This is a genomic window from Sphingomonas sp. 77B (genome assembly GCF_056497825.1).
Genome location: NZ_JBWMBY010000001.1, coordinates 3,055,829 through 3,070,900 on the forward strand (window position 1 = coordinate 3,055,829; position 15,072 = coordinate 3,070,900).

At 66.9% G+C, this 15,072-nt stretch carries 19 protein-coding genes; 6 read left to right on the top strand and 13 right to left on the bottom strand.

The window, feature by feature from the left end:
• Positions 1-33 precede the first annotated feature (33 nt).
• Positions 34-852 (top strand): shikimate 5-dehydrogenase, encoded by an 819-nt coding sequence (locus tag AC1GI4_RS14315; protein ID WP_479629944.1) that lies wholly within the window; start codon positions 34-36, stop codon positions 850-852.
• A 128-nt stretch (positions 853-980) separates the two neighbouring features.
• On the opposite strand, the gene AC1GI4_RS14320 is transcribed toward AC1GI4_RS14315, so the two are convergent.
• The gene (locus AC1GI4_RS14320) at positions 981-1,382 is read right to left on the bottom strand and encodes an EVE domain-containing protein (RefSeq protein WP_479629945.1); all 402 of its coding nucleotides are present in this window, start codon (positions 1,380-1,382) and stop codon (positions 981-983) included.
• 140 nt (positions 1,383-1,522) lie between these two features.
• Between AC1GI4_RS14320 and AC1GI4_RS14325 the strand changes: the two genes are divergently transcribed.
• On the top strand, positions 1,523-1,918 hold the full coding sequence (locus AC1GI4_RS14325) for a hypothetical protein (protein ID WP_294274323.1): 396 nt from the start codon (positions 1,523-1,525) through the stop codon (positions 1,916-1,918).
• Positions 1,919-2,009: 91 nt separating this feature from the next.
• Positions 2,010-2,288, top strand: a complete 279-nt coding sequence (locus AC1GI4_RS14330; protein WP_042484212.1) for a DUF3297 family protein — start codon at positions 2,010-2,012, stop codon at positions 2,286-2,288.
• A 252-nt stretch (positions 2,289-2,540) separates the two neighbouring features.
• Here AC1GI4_RS14330 and AC1GI4_RS14335 read toward each other — a convergent pair whose 3' ends face one another.
• The 4 genes from AC1GI4_RS14335 to lipB form a co-directional block, all read right to left on the bottom strand.
• Complete coding sequence (locus AC1GI4_RS14335) at positions 2,541-4,403, bottom strand: ABC-F family ATP-binding cassette domain-containing protein (RefSeq protein ID WP_183952356.1); 1,863 nt, start codon at positions 4,401-4,403, stop codon at positions 2,541-2,543.
• Between the two features lie 183 nt (positions 4,404-4,586).
• Positions 4,587-5,297: a hypothetical protein gene (locus AC1GI4_RS14340; RefSeq protein ID WP_479629946.1), complete on the bottom strand. Its 711-nt coding sequence runs from the start codon at positions 5,295-5,297 to the stop codon at positions 4,587-4,589.
• Between the two features lie 247 nt (positions 5,298-5,544).
• Positions 5,545-5,817, bottom strand: coding sequence for a peptidylprolyl isomerase PrsA family protein (locus AC1GI4_RS14345; RefSeq protein WP_042484220.1), 273 nt, complete (start codon positions 5,815-5,817; stop codon positions 5,545-5,547).
• A gap of 90 nt (positions 5,818-5,907) precedes the next feature.
• Positions 5,908-6,561 carry a lipoyl(octanoyl) transferase LipB gene (gene lipB, locus AC1GI4_RS14350; protein WP_479630424.1) on the bottom strand — a complete coding sequence of 218 codons (654 nt, stop codon included), beginning with the start codon at positions 6,559-6,561 and terminating at the stop codon, positions 5,908-5,910.
• A gap of 153 nt (positions 6,562-6,714) precedes the next feature.
• On the opposite strand from lipB, the gene AC1GI4_RS14355 reads away from it, so the two are divergent.
• Both AC1GI4_RS14355 and AC1GI4_RS14360 read left to right on the top strand, forming a co-directional pair.
• Positions 6,715-7,566: a DUF7847 domain-containing protein gene (locus tag AC1GI4_RS14355; RefSeq protein WP_294273444.1), complete on the top strand. Its 852-nt coding sequence runs from the start codon at positions 6,715-6,717 to the stop codon at positions 7,564-7,566.
• Positions 7,563-8,312, top strand: a complete 750-nt coding sequence (locus tag AC1GI4_RS14360; protein WP_479629947.1) for a hypothetical protein — start codon at positions 7,563-7,565, stop codon at positions 8,310-8,312. The genes AC1GI4_RS14355 and AC1GI4_RS14360 overlap by 4 nt, the downstream gene beginning before the upstream one ends.
• On the opposite strand, the gene AC1GI4_RS14365 is transcribed toward AC1GI4_RS14360, so the two are convergent.
• The 7 genes from AC1GI4_RS14365 to petA form a co-directional block, all read right to left on the bottom strand.
• Positions 8,296-8,889 carry a GNAT family N-acetyltransferase gene (locus AC1GI4_RS14365; protein ID WP_479629949.1) on the bottom strand — a complete coding sequence of 198 codons (594 nt, stop codon included), beginning with the start codon at positions 8,887-8,889 and terminating at the stop codon, positions 8,296-8,298. The genes AC1GI4_RS14360 and AC1GI4_RS14365 overlap by 17 nt on opposite strands.
• 4 nt (positions 8,890-8,893) lie before the next feature.
• On the bottom strand, positions 8,894-9,754 hold the full coding sequence (gene hemF, locus AC1GI4_RS14370) for an oxygen-dependent coproporphyrinogen oxidase (protein ID WP_479629950.1): 861 nt from the start codon (positions 9,752-9,754) through the stop codon (positions 8,894-8,896).
• 34 nt (positions 9,755-9,788) lie between these two features.
• Entirely contained in the window at positions 9,789-10,244 is a 456-nt protein-coding gene (locus AC1GI4_RS14375) for a tRNA (cytidine(34)-2'-O)-methyltransferase (RefSeq protein WP_479629951.1), read from the bottom strand.
• On the bottom strand, positions 10,244-10,780 hold the full coding sequence (locus AC1GI4_RS14380; RefSeq protein ID WP_479629952.1) for an adenine phosphoribosyltransferase: 537 nt from the start codon (positions 10,778-10,780) through the stop codon (positions 10,244-10,246). Before AC1GI4_RS14380 ends, AC1GI4_RS14375 begins: the two co-directional genes overlap by 1 nt.
• A 248-nt stretch (positions 10,781-11,028) precedes the next feature.
• The gene (locus tag AC1GI4_RS14385; protein ID WP_479629953.1) at positions 11,029-11,877 is read right to left on the bottom strand and encodes a cytochrome c1; all 849 of its coding nucleotides are present in this window, start codon (positions 11,875-11,877) and stop codon (positions 11,029-11,031) included.
• Positions 11,878-11,903: 26 nt separating this feature from the next.
• On the bottom strand, positions 11,904-13,202 hold the full coding sequence (locus AC1GI4_RS14390) for a cytochrome b (protein WP_479629954.1): 1,299 nt from the start codon (positions 13,200-13,202) through the stop codon (positions 11,904-11,906).
• A gap of 14 nt (positions 13,203-13,216) precedes the next feature.
• Positions 13,217-13,810 carry a ubiquinol-cytochrome c reductase iron-sulfur subunit gene (petA, locus tag AC1GI4_RS14395; RefSeq protein WP_294273422.1) on the bottom strand — a complete coding sequence of 198 codons (594 nt, stop codon included), beginning with the start codon at positions 13,808-13,810 and terminating at the stop codon, positions 13,217-13,219.
• 299 nt (positions 13,811-14,109) lie between these two features.
• Here petA and AC1GI4_RS14400 point away from each other — a divergent pair, with 299 nt between their 5' ends.
• The gene (locus tag AC1GI4_RS14400) at positions 14,110-14,622 is read left to right on the top strand and encodes a hypothetical protein (RefSeq protein WP_479629955.1); all 513 of its coding nucleotides are present in this window, start codon (positions 14,110-14,112) and stop codon (positions 14,620-14,622) included.
• Here AC1GI4_RS14400 and AC1GI4_RS14405 read toward each other — a convergent pair.
• Entirely contained in the window at positions 14,619-15,071 is a 453-nt protein-coding gene (locus tag AC1GI4_RS14405; RefSeq protein WP_433911290.1) for a MaoC family dehydratase, read from the bottom strand. The genes AC1GI4_RS14400 and AC1GI4_RS14405 overlap by 4 nt on opposite strands.
• Between the last annotated feature and the right edge of the window lies 1 nt (position 15,072).

Genomic DNA, 15,072 nt, shown 5'->3' on the forward strand with positions numbered 1-15,072 from the left:
GCGTTCGCCAAAACACTCCGCTAAACCCCCGGAATGACCACCAAGCCTCCCATCGGTCGCGATACGCGGCTGTGCATGTCGCTGTCGGCCCGGCCCGGCAATTTCGGATCGCGCTTCCACAACCGCCTCTACGAGCTGACCGGGCTGGACTATGTCTACAAGTCGTTCAGCACCACCGACCTGGAGGCGGCGGTGGGCGGTATCCGGGCGCTGAACATTCGCGGGTGCGCCATTTCGATGCCGTTCAAGGAAGCGGTGATCCCGCTGCTTGACGGGCTGGCCGGATCGGCGGCGGCGATCGACAGCGTGAACACCATCGTCAACGATGACGGGCGACTGACCGGCTACAATACCGACTATGCCGCCGTGGTCGAACTGGTCGCCGATATCGACCCCTCGACACCGTTCGTGCTGCGCGGATCGGGGGGCATGGCCAAGGCGGTGGCGGCGGCCCTGCGTGATTCGGGTTTCATGAATGGCACCATCGTCGCGCGCAACGAACCGCTGGGGCGCCAACTGGCGGGGCTTTACGGCTTTGGCTGGTCATCGGAGCTGGACGAGGGCGCGCCGCTGCTCATCAACGTCACGCCGATCGGCATGACCGGGGGCAATGAGGACCAGCTCGCTTTCCCCGAGGCGATGATTGCCCAGTCGGACATCGCCTTCGACGTGGTGCAATATCCGCCCGAGACCCGATTCCTGGCCACGGCGCGCGGGCTGGGCAAGCGGGTCATCACCGGCACCCAGGTGGCGACGATCCAGGCGTTGGAGCAATTCGTCCTCTACACCGGCGTCCGCCCGACGCCGGAGCAGGTGCGCGACGCGGCGGATTACGCCTATCGCATGGGGTGATCTTCCCCGGAACGGGGAGGGGGACCATCCGAAAGATGGCGGAGGGGGCGTGCGGCGAAGTACGACCTGCCTGGAAGCCCCCCTCCGTCAGGGCTTCGCCCTGCCACCTCCCCGTGACGGGGAGGATGTCAAAGGCCGGCCATCGCCATCAGCACGTCCCATTCGGCCTCGCCCACCGGCGACACCGACAGCCGCGACTGGCGTAGGATCGGCAGGGCGGCGAGCTTCGCCTCCGCCTTCATCGCCGCCAGCGTGATGGGGCGGGGCAGCGGGCGGTCAGGCGCGATCTCCACCGAGACCCAGCGTCCGTCATCGCCATCGGGTCTGGCGGCGCGGGTGATCGTCGCGATCCCCACCGCCGCCTTGGCCTTGCCGCTATGATAAAAGAGCGCCGAGTCGCCCGGCGTCATGCCGCGCAGATGCCCGGCGGCGGCGGCGTTGCGCACGCCGTCCCATTCGGTTCGCCCGTCGCGCACCAGATCGTCCCAGCCATAGCTGTCCGGCTCCGACTTCAGCAGCCAACAGGCCATGTCCGTGCCCTCCTCCTGAACCGCGCCTAAACGCCACATTCCGTGTCCATTCAGCCCCATAGTGCCAAGGAACGCAACACGGACGCCATGTGCGCGTTTTGCGATCAGCGGACCGGGCGTATCAGTATCGGAGGTTCGGTATGAACGGAGTTTGGAAGAAGCTGGGATTGGGCCTGGCCTTGGGGGCCACTGCGCTGACGGCGGCGGCTCCGGCCGAGGCACAGCGTTGGGGCCGTGGCTGGGGCGGCGGCTATGGCGGCTATTATCATCGCGACCGGGGCGGCGACGCCGTGGCGGGCGCGTTGATCGGTGGCATTCTTGGGCTGGGCGTGGGCGCTGCCATCGCGAGCAGCAACCAGCCACGCTATGTCGATCGCGGCTATTATTACAACCGCGGTTATGACCCCTATTATGCGCCGCCACCCCCGCCGCCGGTGGTGACCTATGAGTATCGCAGCTATGCGCCGCGCTGCTATCAGGACTGGCGTTGGGACCCCTATTGGGGCCGCAGCGTGCCGGTACGGGTCTGTAACTGACCGGACGAGCGGCGTCGGGAGCAATCCCGGCGCCGTTTTTCTTGTGACGGCTGCTTGGCAGCGCCCCCGAGTCGGCGTTAAGGCCAGCGCCATGACCGATACCGTTCCCGATCGCCTGTCCACCAACCCGGACAGCCCCTATTTCGACCAGGACCTCCTCTCGCGTGGGGTCGGCATCCGCTTCAAGGGCAATGAGCGCCGCGATGTCGAGGAATATTGCATTTCCGAAGGCTGGATTCGCGTCGCGCTGGGCAAGAAGGTCGACCGCCATGGCCGCCCGCTGACCCTGAAGCTGAACGGCGAGGTCGAGGCGTGGATCGAGAATCCCGCCGATGGCGCCGAAGAGGGGTCGGAAGAAACCGAAGCCTGATTACCGGGCGTTCCCCGGCGAAGGCCGGGGTCCAGTTGCTGTGCACTATCGAGGGTTGGGGTGCGATTGCCTCCCACGCCCTGAATGGCGCGCCGCTGGCTTGGCAGAAACTGGGCCCCGGCCTCCGCCGGGGAACAGGCCTTCTTTATCCGCGCCTGCTCCCCAACCCCCGTTCAGGCTGAGCGAAGTCGAAGCTCACGGGAACCCCTTACCACATTTCAACTTCGGCGCGACGCGAACGGATGGCACGGCTTACGCCGCCTCCATCGCCTCGCCCGCTTCCATCCAGCGCGTTTCCGCCTCGGCCAGCTTGTCGACCACCTCGGCGCGGCGCTTGTTCAGCTCGCCCATCGACAGTTTCGCGTGGCGCGGTTCGGCGGCGGCCGGATCGTTCATCGCCTTGTCCAGCGCATCGCGCTCGCGGGTCAGCTTGGCCATTTCGTCCTCGATGCCGCGCAGCGTCTTCTTCATCGCGTTGAAGCGCTCGCGCTGCTCGGCCGAGGCCTTTTTGCTCGCCGCCCGATCCGCCTTGGACGCGGCGTCGCCCTGGCCCGCATCGCCCTTCAGGACGAAGGCGATGTAATCGTCGAGCGACCCGTCGAACTCCTTCGCGGTGCCATTGTCGACCAGCACCAGCCGATCCGCCGTCATCTCCAGCATGTGGCGATCATGGCTGACCAGCACGACCGTGCCCTTGTACATGTTGAGCGCCTGGACCAGCGCCTCACGCGCATCGACGTCCAGATGGTTGGTGGGCTCGTCGAGGATCAGCATGTGCGGCGCGTCGCGGGTGATGAGCGCCAGTGCCAGGCGCGCGCGTTCGCCGCCCGACAGCTTGCCGACCTTGGTCGTCGCCTTGTCGCCCGAAAAGCCGAACCGGCCGAGCTGCGCGCGCACCGCCGCCGGGGTCGCGCCGCGCATGATGCGCGTCATGTGTTCGAGCGGCGTGTCGTCGGTGTCGAGTTCCTCGACCTGATACTGGGTGAAATAACCCACCCGCATCTTGCCGGAGGAGTTCATGTCGCCTTCCATCGGCGTCAGCTGCGCGGCGAGCAGGCGGGCGAGCGTCGTCTTGCCGTTGCCGTTGCGGCCCAGCAGCGCGATCCGGTCGTCCGGGTCGATGCGCAGGTTCAGCCGCTTCAGGATCGGCGTCTCGGCATAACCCACGCTCGCCAGGTCCAGCGTGATGAGCGGCGGGCGCAGCTGGTCGGGATCGGGGAAGTCGAAGGACAGCGACGGATCGTTCGCCATCTCGGCGATCGGCTGCATCTTGGACAGCATCTTGGCGCGGCTCTGCGCCTGCTTGGCGGTCGAGGCGCGGGCCGAGTTGCGCGCGATATAGTCCTGCAACTTGGCGCGCTGCGCGTCCTGATTCGCCTTGGCGGCCGCCAGCTGCGCCATGCGTTCGGCGCGCTGGCGTTCGAACGAATCATAGCCGCCCGGATAGAGCGTCACCTTGCCGCCCTGCAGGTGCAGGATATGGTCGACGACGTTGTTCAGGAAGTCGCGCTCGTGGCTGACCAGCAGGATCGTCGCGCGGTAGGATTTGAGGAAATCCTCTAGCCACATCACCGCTTCGAGGTCGAGGTGGTTCGACGGTTCGTCGAGCAGCAGCACGTCGGGCGCGGAGAAGAGCAACGCCGCCAGCGCCACGCGCATCTTCCAGCCGCCCGAATAGCTGGACAGCGGCCGGGCCTGCATCGCTTCATCGAAGCCCAGGCCTTGCAGGATGCTGGAGGCACGCGCGGGCGCGGTATAGGCGTCGATCGCGATCAGGCGCTCATAGATATCGCCCAGCTTTTCGGGGTCGCTCTCGGTCTCGCTGCGCTCCATGAGTTCGGCGCGCTCGATATCGGCGGCGAGCACCGTCTCGAACGGGGTGGCGGTGCCGTCGGGCGCTTCCTGCGCGATATAGCCGAGCTTGGCGCCCTTGGGCATCTCGCACGCGCCGTCATCGGCCTCCAACTGGCCAGCGATCACGCGGACGAGCGTGGACTTGCCCGCGCCGTTGCGGCCGATCAGGCCGACCCGGCTGCCGGGGGGGAGTGCGGCGGATGCACCGTCGAGGATCGTGCGGCCGCCCAGGCGCACGGTGATGCCATTCAGATTGAGCATGGCGCGCGCCTAGCAAATTCCGGCGCGAAAGGGGAGGGGGGCGTTTATCCTCCCCGGCACGGGGAGGGGGACCATGCGCAGCATGGTGGAGGGGGGCTCCACAAGGGGATGCCTTATGAGGAAGCCCCCCCCTCCGTCAGCGCGTGCGCGCTGCCACCTCCCCGTACCGGGGAGGATTTGGGATCAGCGCGCCGCGATCGCGGTCGCGCCAGCGGGCGGCCAGTTCTGGGCACCGCACTTCTTGGTGACCCACTCGGCGCGCTTGTTCCAGCACAGCGCATCCAGGCGCGGCATGGTGGCGGCGATATGCTGTTCGCGGCCGATATAGCGGGGGAAGCGCTGTTCGCCGTAAGGGATCAGGCTGTTGCGCAACTCGCGCATCCGGTCGACCGCCAGCTCGCCCAGATGGCCGCGCGGGGTGAACACCGCCTGGTGCAGGATCGACGCCGCCGTGGTGCAGAAACCCAGCTGCCCCGACACCGACGAGAAGCTGGCATAGGTGCGCGTGCCATATTGATCGAGCGCATCCTGCCCGGCCTTCACTGTCTTGCTCTGTCGCTTGAAATAGGCGCCCAGCGTGTCGAACGCGCCCTTCAGCTCGGCCTCGTGATCCTTCAGAGTCGCGTTATAGTTAGCGACGGTCGAGAGCATCGGTTCGAACTGGCATTGCAGCGCGGCGACGTTCAGCGCGGCGCGCATGTTCCACAACAGGCCTGCGCGCAATTCCGCCGGAGTCGCGCCGGGCAGCGGCTGGCCGATACCGGGTTCGTCGCCCTGGACGGGTTTTCCCTGGAAATTATAGGGCTGCAGGAAGAACTGAGCCGATGCAGGCGCCGCGGCGCCCATCCCCCAAAACGCCACGCCAGCAACCAGCGCGGTACGCACCACTTTCATTGTGTTCCGATCCTTCCCCCGTAGGGCCTTCGAGCGTCCCGAAACATAACGCTTTTCGGGTTTTTTCCCAAACGGAATTACGCCCGTGCGGCAATCGTTCATGCCGGGCCGGTCGTTACGGAAACATAGCGAAATCCGGGGTTTGCGCGGCCCAGGGGGGCATTGCGCTGGCTTGGGTCCAGCCCATGAAAAAGGGGCCGCCCGGTCGCCCGGACGGCCCCCTTCGTTGGGATGACCCCAACGATGATTACATCGCGTTGGTCGCGTTGGTCATCATCGTGTCGTTGGCCATCATCATGTCGTTCGACATGGTGGTGTCGTTGGCCATCATGCCACCGTTCATGGTGCCGTCGACGGCGGTCATGTTGTCGGTGGCGGTGTCCATGCCTTCCGAAGCGTTCATTTCGGTGGTCATGTTCGCGTCGGTGGTGTTCTCGGTCTTCGAGCCGCAAGCCGAAACCGCGAGCGCCGCGCCGGCGATGATCGAGCCCGTCAGGACCTTGGAGATGATTGCACGCATTGGAAGCTCCCTTGATATTATGGATTTGGAACGGCTTGCTGGCCCTATTACCCAAATCGGGGTGGACATTAATCGGATACCGCCTGGGCCTCAAGCCTCGTTTTGTCTGTCCGATGCGAGGGTCTTGAGGAAAGCCGGAAAGCTGAACGCAAGCGCCTCGTCAAAGGTTTCCAACGACTTGACGCCGTTCAACGCAAAAAGGCTGGTTACGGGGAATTCGGGCAAACCGCAGGGCACGATTCCGCCGAAATGCGAAAGATTGGGCGCGACGTTGATCGCAAAGCCGTGCAGCGTGACCCAGCGACGCACGCGCACGCCGATCGCGCCGACCTTGGCCTCCGCGCCGCCGTCCCGCGTCCAGATGCCGACGCGCCCCTCGGCCCGGAAAGCGTTGACCCCCAGCCGACCCAGCGCCGCGATCAGCCAATCCTCCAGCGTGTGGACGAAATGCCGCACGTCGCGCCCGCGCTTGCCCAGGTCGAGGATCAGATAGCCGGTGCGCTGGCCGGGGCCGTGATAGGTATATTTGCCGCCGCGCCCGGTCTGGAACACGGGGAAGCGCGGATCGACCAGCTCGACCGGATCGGCGCTGGTCCCGGCGGTATAGACGGGCGGATGTTCGAGGAGCCAGACGAGCTCGCGCGCCTCGCCCGCTGCGACGGCGGCGGCCCGCGCCTCCATTTCGGCGAGCGACTGGTCATAGGGGGTCAGGCCCGGGCTGATCCGCCATTCGATATCGGGCATGTCGAGGAAATGGGTCACGATGCGATGTAATTGCGCCCGGCCGGACGCCGATGCAAGCGGCGCTGACGGCAACCGGCCCCGATGGCTTTGCATTCGCCAATCGGCTAGGCACACGCGGACAGGCGGACGGGGTGGGCCGCCAAGGGAGGTAGCATGACCGTCAGGATCGGAACGGTGTGGGACAGCACGCAACAGGTGCTGGCGGGCAGGGCCGGGATGATGGTCCCCTTCGCCGCCATCGGCTTCGTCCTGCCCGGCGCCTTGCAGCTCGTGCTGGCGCCGCCGGTGCCCGGCCAGCCGCAGGTCGGGGTGGCGGCGTTCGCGGTGATGGTCGTGTCGGTGCTGCTCGGCATCTGGGCGCAGCTGGCGATCATGGCGCTGGCGACCCATCCGGCGACCACCAGCGGGGAGGCATCGCGCGCGGGCTTTCGCCGGATGTGGCCGGTTCTGGGCGTCGCGCTGGCGATCGGTTTCGTCTTCGCGCTGGTCGCGCTGGTGATGATCGTCGCGCTGGGGCTTTCCCACTATAATTTCGCCGCGGCCTTGGCGGCCAATGGCGATCCGTCCAAGATGCCGTCGATGAGCGGGGGCCTGGCCCTGTTCCTGCTGCTATACGGTCTGATCGTGCTGGTGGGATCGCTGTGGCTCGTGGCCCGGTTGATGCTGGTGTACGCCGTGGTCCTCAACGAGCGGCGCGGGTTGGGCGCGATCCGTCGCTCGTTGGCGCTGACGCGGGGGCTGACCTGGCGATTGATCGGCGTGTTCCTGCTGTTCGGGGTCGTCACGCTGGTCGCCACGCTGGCGGTGCAGAGCGTCACCGGCGCGGTGTTCCGCCTGATGCTGGGCGCCGATCAGGCGATGACGGCCGTCCGGCTGGCGGCGTTGCTGGGATCGGTGGTCAGTGCGGGGTTCATGACGCTGGCCTACGTCTTCATCGCGCGGCTCTATGTCGCGACGGCGGGCGAGCAGGCGCATCGCGAAGAGGTCGGTTCGCCGTCGCTGTGATGGGATTGGATGTCGTCGCCACGTTGCGGGACGCCTGGGGGCTGTTCCGACGCGATCGTTCGCTGCTGATCCGGCTGGCGGCGCCCTTCCTGTTTTGGCCCGCGCTGGCGCTGGGGCTGCTGGTGCCGGCGCCGCCGCTGCCCGAGACGGATGGCGGCGACGCGACCGCGCGGGCCATGGCCTGGATCGATTCGGTCAGTGCCTGGGCCGGGCAGTATGGCGGCTGGTATTTCGCCAGCTATGCGGTTGGTATGATCGGCACGGCGGCGATCCTGGCCGCGCAGCTCAGCGGGCCGGTGACGGTCGGCGAAGCGCTTGGCCGCGCGCTGCGAATGGCGCCGCGTTTCCTGCTGGCGATGATTCTGGTGGCACTGCCGGTCGGGGCGGGGATGCTGCTGTACATTCTGCCCGGCCTATATGTCTCCGGTCGGCTTCTGCTCGTCGGGCCGGTGTTGTTCGCCGAGCGGCGGATGCCCGCCATGGCCGCGCTCGCCCGGTCGGTCGGGCTGACGCGCGGGGCCGGTCTGTCGATGGCGGCGCTGGCGTCCTGCACCATGCTGGGCGGCATGATCGCGGCACAGCCCTTCCTCGCGCTGATCGACGTGGTGAAGGGGGATGGGCCGGGCAATCCGGTCGCGGTCGCGTTGCTCCAGGCGGGATCGGCGGCGGTCGCGATGGCGGCGGGGCTGGCCCAGGCACTGATCGCGGTGGCGGCTTATCGCCGTCTGGTCAACCGCGCGGGCTGAGCCGGGGAATTTGCGGCGCGGCGTCTTCGGGCAGGAGGCCCAGCGCGCGCGGATCGCGGAAGGTCTCGATCGCGCGTGACACCGCCACGAAGCCCTGTTTGCGATAGAAGTTCAGCGCGGAGGGGTGGTCCAGCGTGCAGGTGTGAACCCACACCCGCTCGACCTTCGTGGTCCAGGCGCGCATCAGCGCCTGCGCCATCAGCCAGCGACCATGGCCATGCCCCGCCAGTTCGGGGATCAGCCCGAAATAGCCGATCTCGCATTCCCCCGCCTTGCGATGGTCGAGTTCGAGCAGCCCGACCTCGATCCCCGCCCGATCGACCACGGCGAAGACCGAGACGGCGGGATCGTGGATGATCGCGGTCAGTGTTGCATCGTCCATGACCAGCCGCGAGAACCACAGCCAAGGGGCGCCCACCCGCGCGAAGAGCGTGCGATACTTGGCCGGATCGGGCTTGCCCCAGGCGACCAGTCGCAGCGGCGAGGCGGGCAGGGGGCGTGGCCGCGGCCGCTCGCGCATCTCCAGCGTGGTGACGATGGTGGCAAGTTCGGCGGGGTCGACGGGGATCAGCGCCACCGGCCTATTCCCAGGTCGCCAGCGGCGGCAGGCTCATCAGGATGGCGTCGATATTGCCGCCGGTCTTGAGCCCGAACAGCGTGCCGCGATCATAGACCAGGTTGAACTCGGCATAGCGGCCGCGCCACGCCAGCATCTGCGCGCGGTCGGCCTCGGTAGAGGGCAGGCCCATGCGCCGCCGGACGATGCGCGGAAAGACGTCCAGAAACGCCTCGCCGACATCGCGGGTAAAGGCGAAGTTGTCGTCGAAATCGCCCTCCAGATGGTCGTAGAAGATTCCGCCGACGCCGCGATGCACCTGGCGATGCGGGATGTAGAAATAGTCGTCGGCCCAGGCCTTGAACCGGGGATAATGCTCCGGGTCGTGCGCGTCGCAGGCCGCCTTCAACCGGGCGTGGAAATCGGCGGTGTCCTCCGCGATGGGCAGCGGCGGATTGAGGTCCGCGCCGCCACCGAACCAGCGCTTGGTGGTGGTCAGGAAGCGGGTGTTCATGTGCACGGCGGGCACATGCGGGTTCGCCATGTGCGCGACCAGGCTGATGCCGGTCGCCACGAAGCGCGGATCGTCGCCAGCGCCGTGGATGGTCTGGGCGAACGGCCCCTCGAAGGTGCCACCGACCGTGGACACGTTGACGCCGACCTTTTCGAAGACGCGGCCCTTCATCACCCCGCGCACGCCGCCGCCGCCGGGCTGGCCGCTGGGGTCGGTGCGGTCCCAGGCGGTGTAGTGGAAGGCGGCATCCGATCCCGCCTCACGTTCGATCGCCTCGAACTCGGCGCAGATCCGATCGCGCAAGGCCTCGAACCAGAGGCGGGCGGCGTCCTGCTCGGCGTCGAGCGCGATGTCGGGGGTTCGGCTGTTCATCGCTGCGCGTTCTGGGCGGGGGCGGGGGGCAGGGTCAACCGGCCATTTGGCCCCAGCCGGTCTGGCGGCGCGCTTCGGCCAGCAAAATGCCGCCAGTGATCGCGACGTTGAGCGAGCGGACCCCGGCGCGCATCGGCACGCGCACGCGGATATCGGCGGCATGGTGGACCGCCTCCGGCACGCCCGCCCCCTCGGAGCCGAGCAGGATCACGTCGTCGGGCCGGAACTCCATCTCGGGCAGCGGCACCGCGCCCAGTGTCGTCGCCAGCACCACCCGTCCGCGGTTCGCGGCGCGGAAGGCGTCCCAATCGGCATGGCGCACCACCTCCGCCATGGCGGCATAGTCCATGGCCGATCGGGCCAGGGCGCGGTCGGAATAGGGAAAGCCCATCGGCTCGATCAGGTCGACCGCGACGCCGAAACAGGTCGCGGTGCGGATCAGTGTGCCGACATTGCCCGCGATGTCGGGCTCATGCAGCGCCAGGCGCATCAGTGGCCGGGAAAGGACAGCAGCGAGTCGACTGCGATGTCCTCGGCCCGCAGCGCATCGGCGCCGCCCAGGTCGGGCAGGTCGACCAGGAACTGCGCCTGTTCGACCACGCCGCCCGCCTTGCGGATCAGCCGGACGGCGGCGCGTGCGGTGCCGCCGGTGGCGATCAGGTCGTCGACCAGCAGGACGCGGGCACCGGGGACCAGCGCATCCTCATGGATGGCGATGCGATCCTGTCCATACTCCAGCGCATAATCCTCGGCGATGGTGGCGCCCGGCAGCTTGCCGTCCTTGCGGATCAGCAGCACGCCTGCGTTGAGCGGCACGGCCAGCGCGGCGGCGAAGATGAAGCCGCGCGCTTCGATCCCGGCAACCAGATCGACCTGTCCTCGCGTCGCGGCGGCCATCCGCTCGATACTCTGCGCGAAACCCCTGGGGTCGAGCAGCAGGGTGGTGATGTCGCGGAACTGGATACCGGGCTTGGGAAAGTCCGGGATCGTGCGGATCAGGGCTTTCAGGTCGTCATTGGCGCTCATGAGGGGCGTAATGGGCCACCCGCGAACGGGGGTAAAGAGATGAGCACTCATTTCCACCCCCCGTTCAGCCTGAGCGAAGTCGAAGGCCAAGGGCATCCCTCTGCCAGGGGGGCGGCGGAGAGAGCAGGGCGTGGCCTTCGACTTCGCTCAGCCTGAACGGCGGTGGGGAAAGAGATTTTCCCCCCAATAAAACGGGCGGCTCCCTTTCGGAAACCGCCCCAGTTCTCTCACATCGGGCTTTCCCGATCTCAGTGTTTCACGTCGCGCCAGACATTCTGATACGCGCCCCATGCCAGGAAGCAGAAGATCAGGATGAAGACGAAGGCCCCGATCCCGGCCGCGTGACGCGATTCCAGCTTGGGCTCGGCGGTCCAGGTCAGGAAGGCCGCGACGTCCTTAGCCATCTGGTCGCGGGTCGCCAGCGTGCCGTCGGTATATTGCACCTGACCGTCCTGGTTCAGCGGCGGCGGCATCGCGATGTTCAGGTTCGCGAAATAGGGGTTGTAGTGCAGCCCGTTCGGTGTCTTGGCGTCGGGGAACTTGCGCAGCAACTCGGCCGGTTGCTGGCGATAGCCGTCGGGGCCGATCAGCGAATAGACATAATTGGTGCCGTCATGCCGCGCCTTGGTCATTAGCGACAGGTCGGGCGGCAGGGCGTTGTTGTTGGCCGCGCGCGCCGCGACTTCGTTGGCGAAGGGCGAGGGGAAGCGGTCGGCGGGCACGTTCTTGCGCGTCGTCGCCTCGCCCGTCTCCGGATTGATGCTCGGTTGTTCGATCACCCACTGGTTGGCGATCGCCTTCACCTCGGCCTCGTTATAGCCCAGCTCCTTCAGGTCGCGGAACGCGACGAGCCGCAGCGAGTGGCAGGCCGCGCAGACCTCCTTGTAGACCTGGAAACCGCGCTGTAGCTGACGGCGGTCGAAGCGGCCGAAAATGCCGTCCGATGCCAGATGCGCCTGCTTGGGGTGAAGGTGGAACTCTTCCTCGGCGGTGGGGACGGGCGGCTCGGAGACGAGCCCCGAGATGCTGCCCCACAATGCGATGGCGAGGACGAAGGTGAAGGCCGCCCCGACCAGGAATGCGATGCCACGAACCATGTTCTTTTATCCTCTCTCGGTTCGCGTCAGGCCGAGGCCGAAGGGGTGAGGGCCGACTTGGTGGGCGCCGTGCCGCCATGTTTGGACAACACCGCCTCGGTGATCGAGTTGGGCAGCGGCGCGGGGCGCTCCGTCCGGGCGATCCAGGGCAGGATCACTAGGAAATGGAGGAAATAATAGGCCGCCGTCAGCTGGCTGAGGATGATGAAGAAGGGCGTCGCGGGCGAGCCCCCGCACCAGCCGAGCAGCAGCACGTCGACGACCAGCACCCAGAAGGCGATCCGCGCCTTGGGCCGGAAATTGTTCGAGCGTACCGGCGAGCTGTCCAGCCAGGGGAGAAAGAACAGCAGCAGGATCGACCCGAACATCGCCAGCACGCCCCAGAGCTTGGCGGGCAGAATGAAGTCGGCGGTGAAGGCCCGCAGGATCGCGTAGAAGGGCCAGAAATACCATTCGGGCACGATGTGCGCGGGCGTCGAGAGCGGGTTGGCCGGGATGTAATTGTCCGGATGGCCCAGATAGTTGGGGAAGAAGAACAGCAGGCTGGCGAAGACCAGCAGGAAGACGCCCAGCCCCACCGCATCCTTGGCGGTGTAATAGGGGTGGAAGGGCACCGTATCCTGCTCGCCCTTCACGTCGACGCCGGTCGGGTTGTTCGAGCCGGGAATGTGCAGCGCCCAGATGTGCAGGATGATGACGCCCGCGATCACGAAGGGCAGCAGATAGTGGAGCGAGAAGAAGCGGTTGAGTGCGGCATTGTCCGGCGCGAACCCGCCCAGCAGCCAGATGCGGATGGTATCGCCAACCAGCGGGATCGCCGAAAAGAAGCCGGTGATGACCTGCGCGCCCCAGAAGCTCATCTGCCCCCAGGGAAGCACATAGCCCATGAAGGCGGTCGCCATCATGAGAAGGAAGATGACCACGCCCAGCAGCCACACCATCTCGCGCGGGGCCTTGTAGGATCCGTAATAGAGGCCGCGGAAGATGTGGGTGTAGACGACGATGAAGAACATCGACGCGCCGTTGGCGTGGGCATAGCGCAGGAACCAGCCTGCGTTCACGTCGCGCATGATGCTTTCGACCGAGTCGAACGCGACGCCCGCATTGGCGGCATAATGCATCGCCAGCACGACGCCGGTGATGATCTGGATGGCGAGCGCGGCGCCGGCCAGCACACCGAAATTCCAGAAATAATTCAGGTTGCGCGGCACCGGATAGCCAGCGCCGACCGCGTTGTAGACGAGGCGCGGCAGCGGCAGCTTCTCGTCCAGCCAGCGCATGACCGGCTGTTTCGGCTGATAATGTTTGGCCCAGGGAAAGCTCATGGTCCGGATCCCCCTTAAGCGGCCGCGCCGACCGTGACGGTCGTGTCGGTGTCGAATTTATAATCGGGCACGAAGAGGTTCTTCGGCGCCGGACCCTTTCGGATGCGCGCGGCGGTGTCATAGGCCGAGCCGTGGCAGGGGCAGAAATAGCCGCCATAAGGGCCCTTGTTCTCGCCCTCGCCCGCGCCCAGCGGCACGCAGCCCAGATGGGTGCACACGCCCAGCGTGATGAGCCAGTTCGTCTTGCCCGGCTTGGTCCGCTCGGCCAGCGTCTGCGGATCGCGCAGCTCGGACAGCGGCACGGCGTTGGCCTCGGCGATTTCCTTGGGCGTCAGGTTGCGGACGAACAGTGGCTGCTTGCGGAAGCTGGCCTTGATCGCCTGTCCGGGGGCGATCTTGGACAGGTCGATCTCGGTGGTGGACTGCGCCAGCACGTCGGCCGACGGGTTCATCTGGTTGATGAGCGGCAGGACGATCGCCAGTGCGCCGACACCCGCAAAGGAAGCGGCCGCGACGTTGATGAAGTCGCGGCGGCGGGGATCGTGAACCTCTTCCTCGAATGGCTTGGGTGACTCGCCGGGGGGTACGGTATTATCCGTCATCGCCATTCGTCCTGTCCCTCCACCTTTGCCCGCGTTCGTTACGCTATGTCGTCGACGGTCGTGCCGGATTGTCCCCGGTCATGCGCCGCCTGTTTCGACCCGTCCATGATGAACGGCACGTCAGGTTAGCCTTGCTTGATCGGTTTTGCCAATCCCCTTTGGGAACGACGGCCGACCATTCAGCGCGGGTGCAGGCAGACGGGCGCAGGAACAAGCGTTCGCACTGCGGGGTTGACCGCTGATCGACGCGGATGACGGACCCCTGCCGCACCCGCTCCGGCTGCACCAGGGGCAAGGAGACGATGATGACCCTGGGTAAAATGGGTTGGGCCACGGCGATCGCGGCCGGGTTGCTGGCGCTGGGCGGCTGCGCGGACGGTTATGGCTATAGCGGCGTGTCGGTCGGCGCGGGCTATGGCGGCGGATACGCGCCGGGCTATTATGGCGGTGGGTATGGCGGCTATGGCTACGCGCCGTCCTATTTCGGCTGGTATGACGACTTCTATTATCCCGGCACCGGCGTCTATGTTTACGATCGCTATCGCCGCCCGTACCGCTGGAACGACGGGCAGCGTGCCTATTGGCAGGGGCGGCGGGATGCGTGGCGCGGCGGCGCGATCCGCGACCAGTGGCGTGGATGGGGCCGGGGCGGATGGCGCGGGCCGGTGCCCGGCGCGGCGCCCAACCCCGGTGGCTGGCGCGGCAATCCCGGCGCGTGGCGTGGGCAACAGGGCGTTCGCCCGACCCCGTCGGCGCCGCGTCCCGGCGGCTGGCGTGGCGGCCGCCCGGGTGGACGCGGCGGGCGCGGCCCGCGTTAATCGGCCTTGGGGCGGGTCCGGATCATGACGGTGGGGCGCATCGTCATGACCGGCACGTCGTCCTGATTGAGCACGGTCCAGCGGCTGATAACGAACCCCATCTCCGGTCGGCTGGCGGATGCGCGCGTCTCCAGCACCTCCGCCTCGCAGTGGAGCGTGTCGCCGGGATAGACAGGCTTCGTCCAGCGCAGCTCGTCGACGCCGGGCGAGCCGATGCTCTGAAAGCCGGTGTCGCGGAAATGCTCGACGATCATCGCCATCGCCATCGAGGCGGTATGCCATCCGCTGGCCGACAGCCGCCCGAAATGGGTGGCGGCGGCGGCTTCGTCGGACAGGTGAAAGGGCTGGGGGTCATAGCGCTCGGCAAAGGCGATGACCTCGTCGCGCGTCACCCGATATTCGCCGAACCGCGTCACGTCGCCGACCGCGACATCCTCCAGCCAGATCATT

Excerpts from the sequence above, each read along its gene's own strand:
- AC1GI4_RS14385 (WP_479629953.1), bottom strand. The coding sequence starts at position 11,877 with ATGGTTCGTGGCATCGCATTCCTGGTCGGGGCGGCCTTCACCTTCGTC.
- AC1GI4_RS14315 (WP_479629944.1), top strand. The coding sequence starts at position 34 with ATGACCACCAAGCCTCCCATCGGTCGCGATACGCGGCTGTGCATGTCG.
- petA (WP_294273422.1), bottom strand. The coding sequence starts at position 13,810 with ATGGCGATGACGGATAATACCGTACCCCCCGGCGAGTCACCCAAGCCA.
- hemF (WP_479629950.1), bottom strand. The coding sequence starts at position 9,754 with ATGAACAGCCGAACCCCCGACATCGCGCTCGACGCCGAGCAGGACGCC.
- AC1GI4_RS14380 (WP_479629952.1), bottom strand. The coding sequence starts at position 10,780 with ATGAGCGCCAATGACGACCTGAAAGCCCTGATCCGCACGATCCCGGAC.
- AC1GI4_RS14340 (WP_479629946.1), bottom strand. The coding sequence starts at position 5,297 with ATGAAAGTGGTGCGTACCGCGCTGGTTGCTGGCGTGGCGTTTTGGGGG.
- AC1GI4_RS14345 (WP_042484220.1), bottom strand. The coding sequence starts at position 5,817 with ATGCGTGCAATCATCTCCAAGGTCCTGACGGGCTCGATCATCGCCGGC.
- AC1GI4_RS14335 (WP_183952356.1), bottom strand. The coding sequence starts at position 4,403 with ATGCTCAATCTGAATGGCATCACCGTGCGCCTGGGCGGCCGCACGATC.
- AC1GI4_RS14400 (WP_479629955.1), top strand. The coding sequence starts at position 14,110 with ATGACCCTGGGTAAAATGGGTTGGGCCACGGCGATCGCGGCCGGGTTG.
- AC1GI4_RS14330 (WP_042484212.1), top strand. The coding sequence starts at position 2,010 with ATGACCGATACCGTTCCCGATCGCCTGTCCACCAACCCGGACAGCCCC.
- AC1GI4_RS14355 (WP_294273444.1), top strand. The coding sequence starts at position 6,715 with ATGACCGTCAGGATCGGAACGGTGTGGGACAGCACGCAACAGGTGCTG.
- lipB (WP_479630424.1), bottom strand. The coding sequence starts at position 6,561 with ATGCCCGATATCGAATGGCGGATCAGCCCGGGCCTGACCCCCTATGAC.
- AC1GI4_RS14320 (WP_479629945.1), bottom strand. The coding sequence starts at position 1,382 with ATGGCCTGTTGGCTGCTGAAGTCGGAGCCGGACAGCTATGGCTGGGAC.
- AC1GI4_RS14405 (WP_433911290.1), bottom strand. The coding sequence starts at position 15,071 with ATGATCTGGCTGGAGGATGTCGCGGTCGGCGACGTGACGCGGTTCGGC.
- AC1GI4_RS14375 (WP_479629951.1), bottom strand. The coding sequence starts at position 10,244 with ATGCGCCTGGCGCTGCATGAGCCCGACATCGCGGGCAATGTCGGCACA.
- AC1GI4_RS14390 (WP_479629954.1), bottom strand. The coding sequence starts at position 13,202 with ATGAGCTTTCCCTGGGCCAAACATTATCAGCCGAAACAGCCGGTCATG.
- AC1GI4_RS14325 (WP_294274323.1), top strand. The coding sequence starts at position 1,523 with ATGAACGGAGTTTGGAAGAAGCTGGGATTGGGCCTGGCCTTGGGGGCC.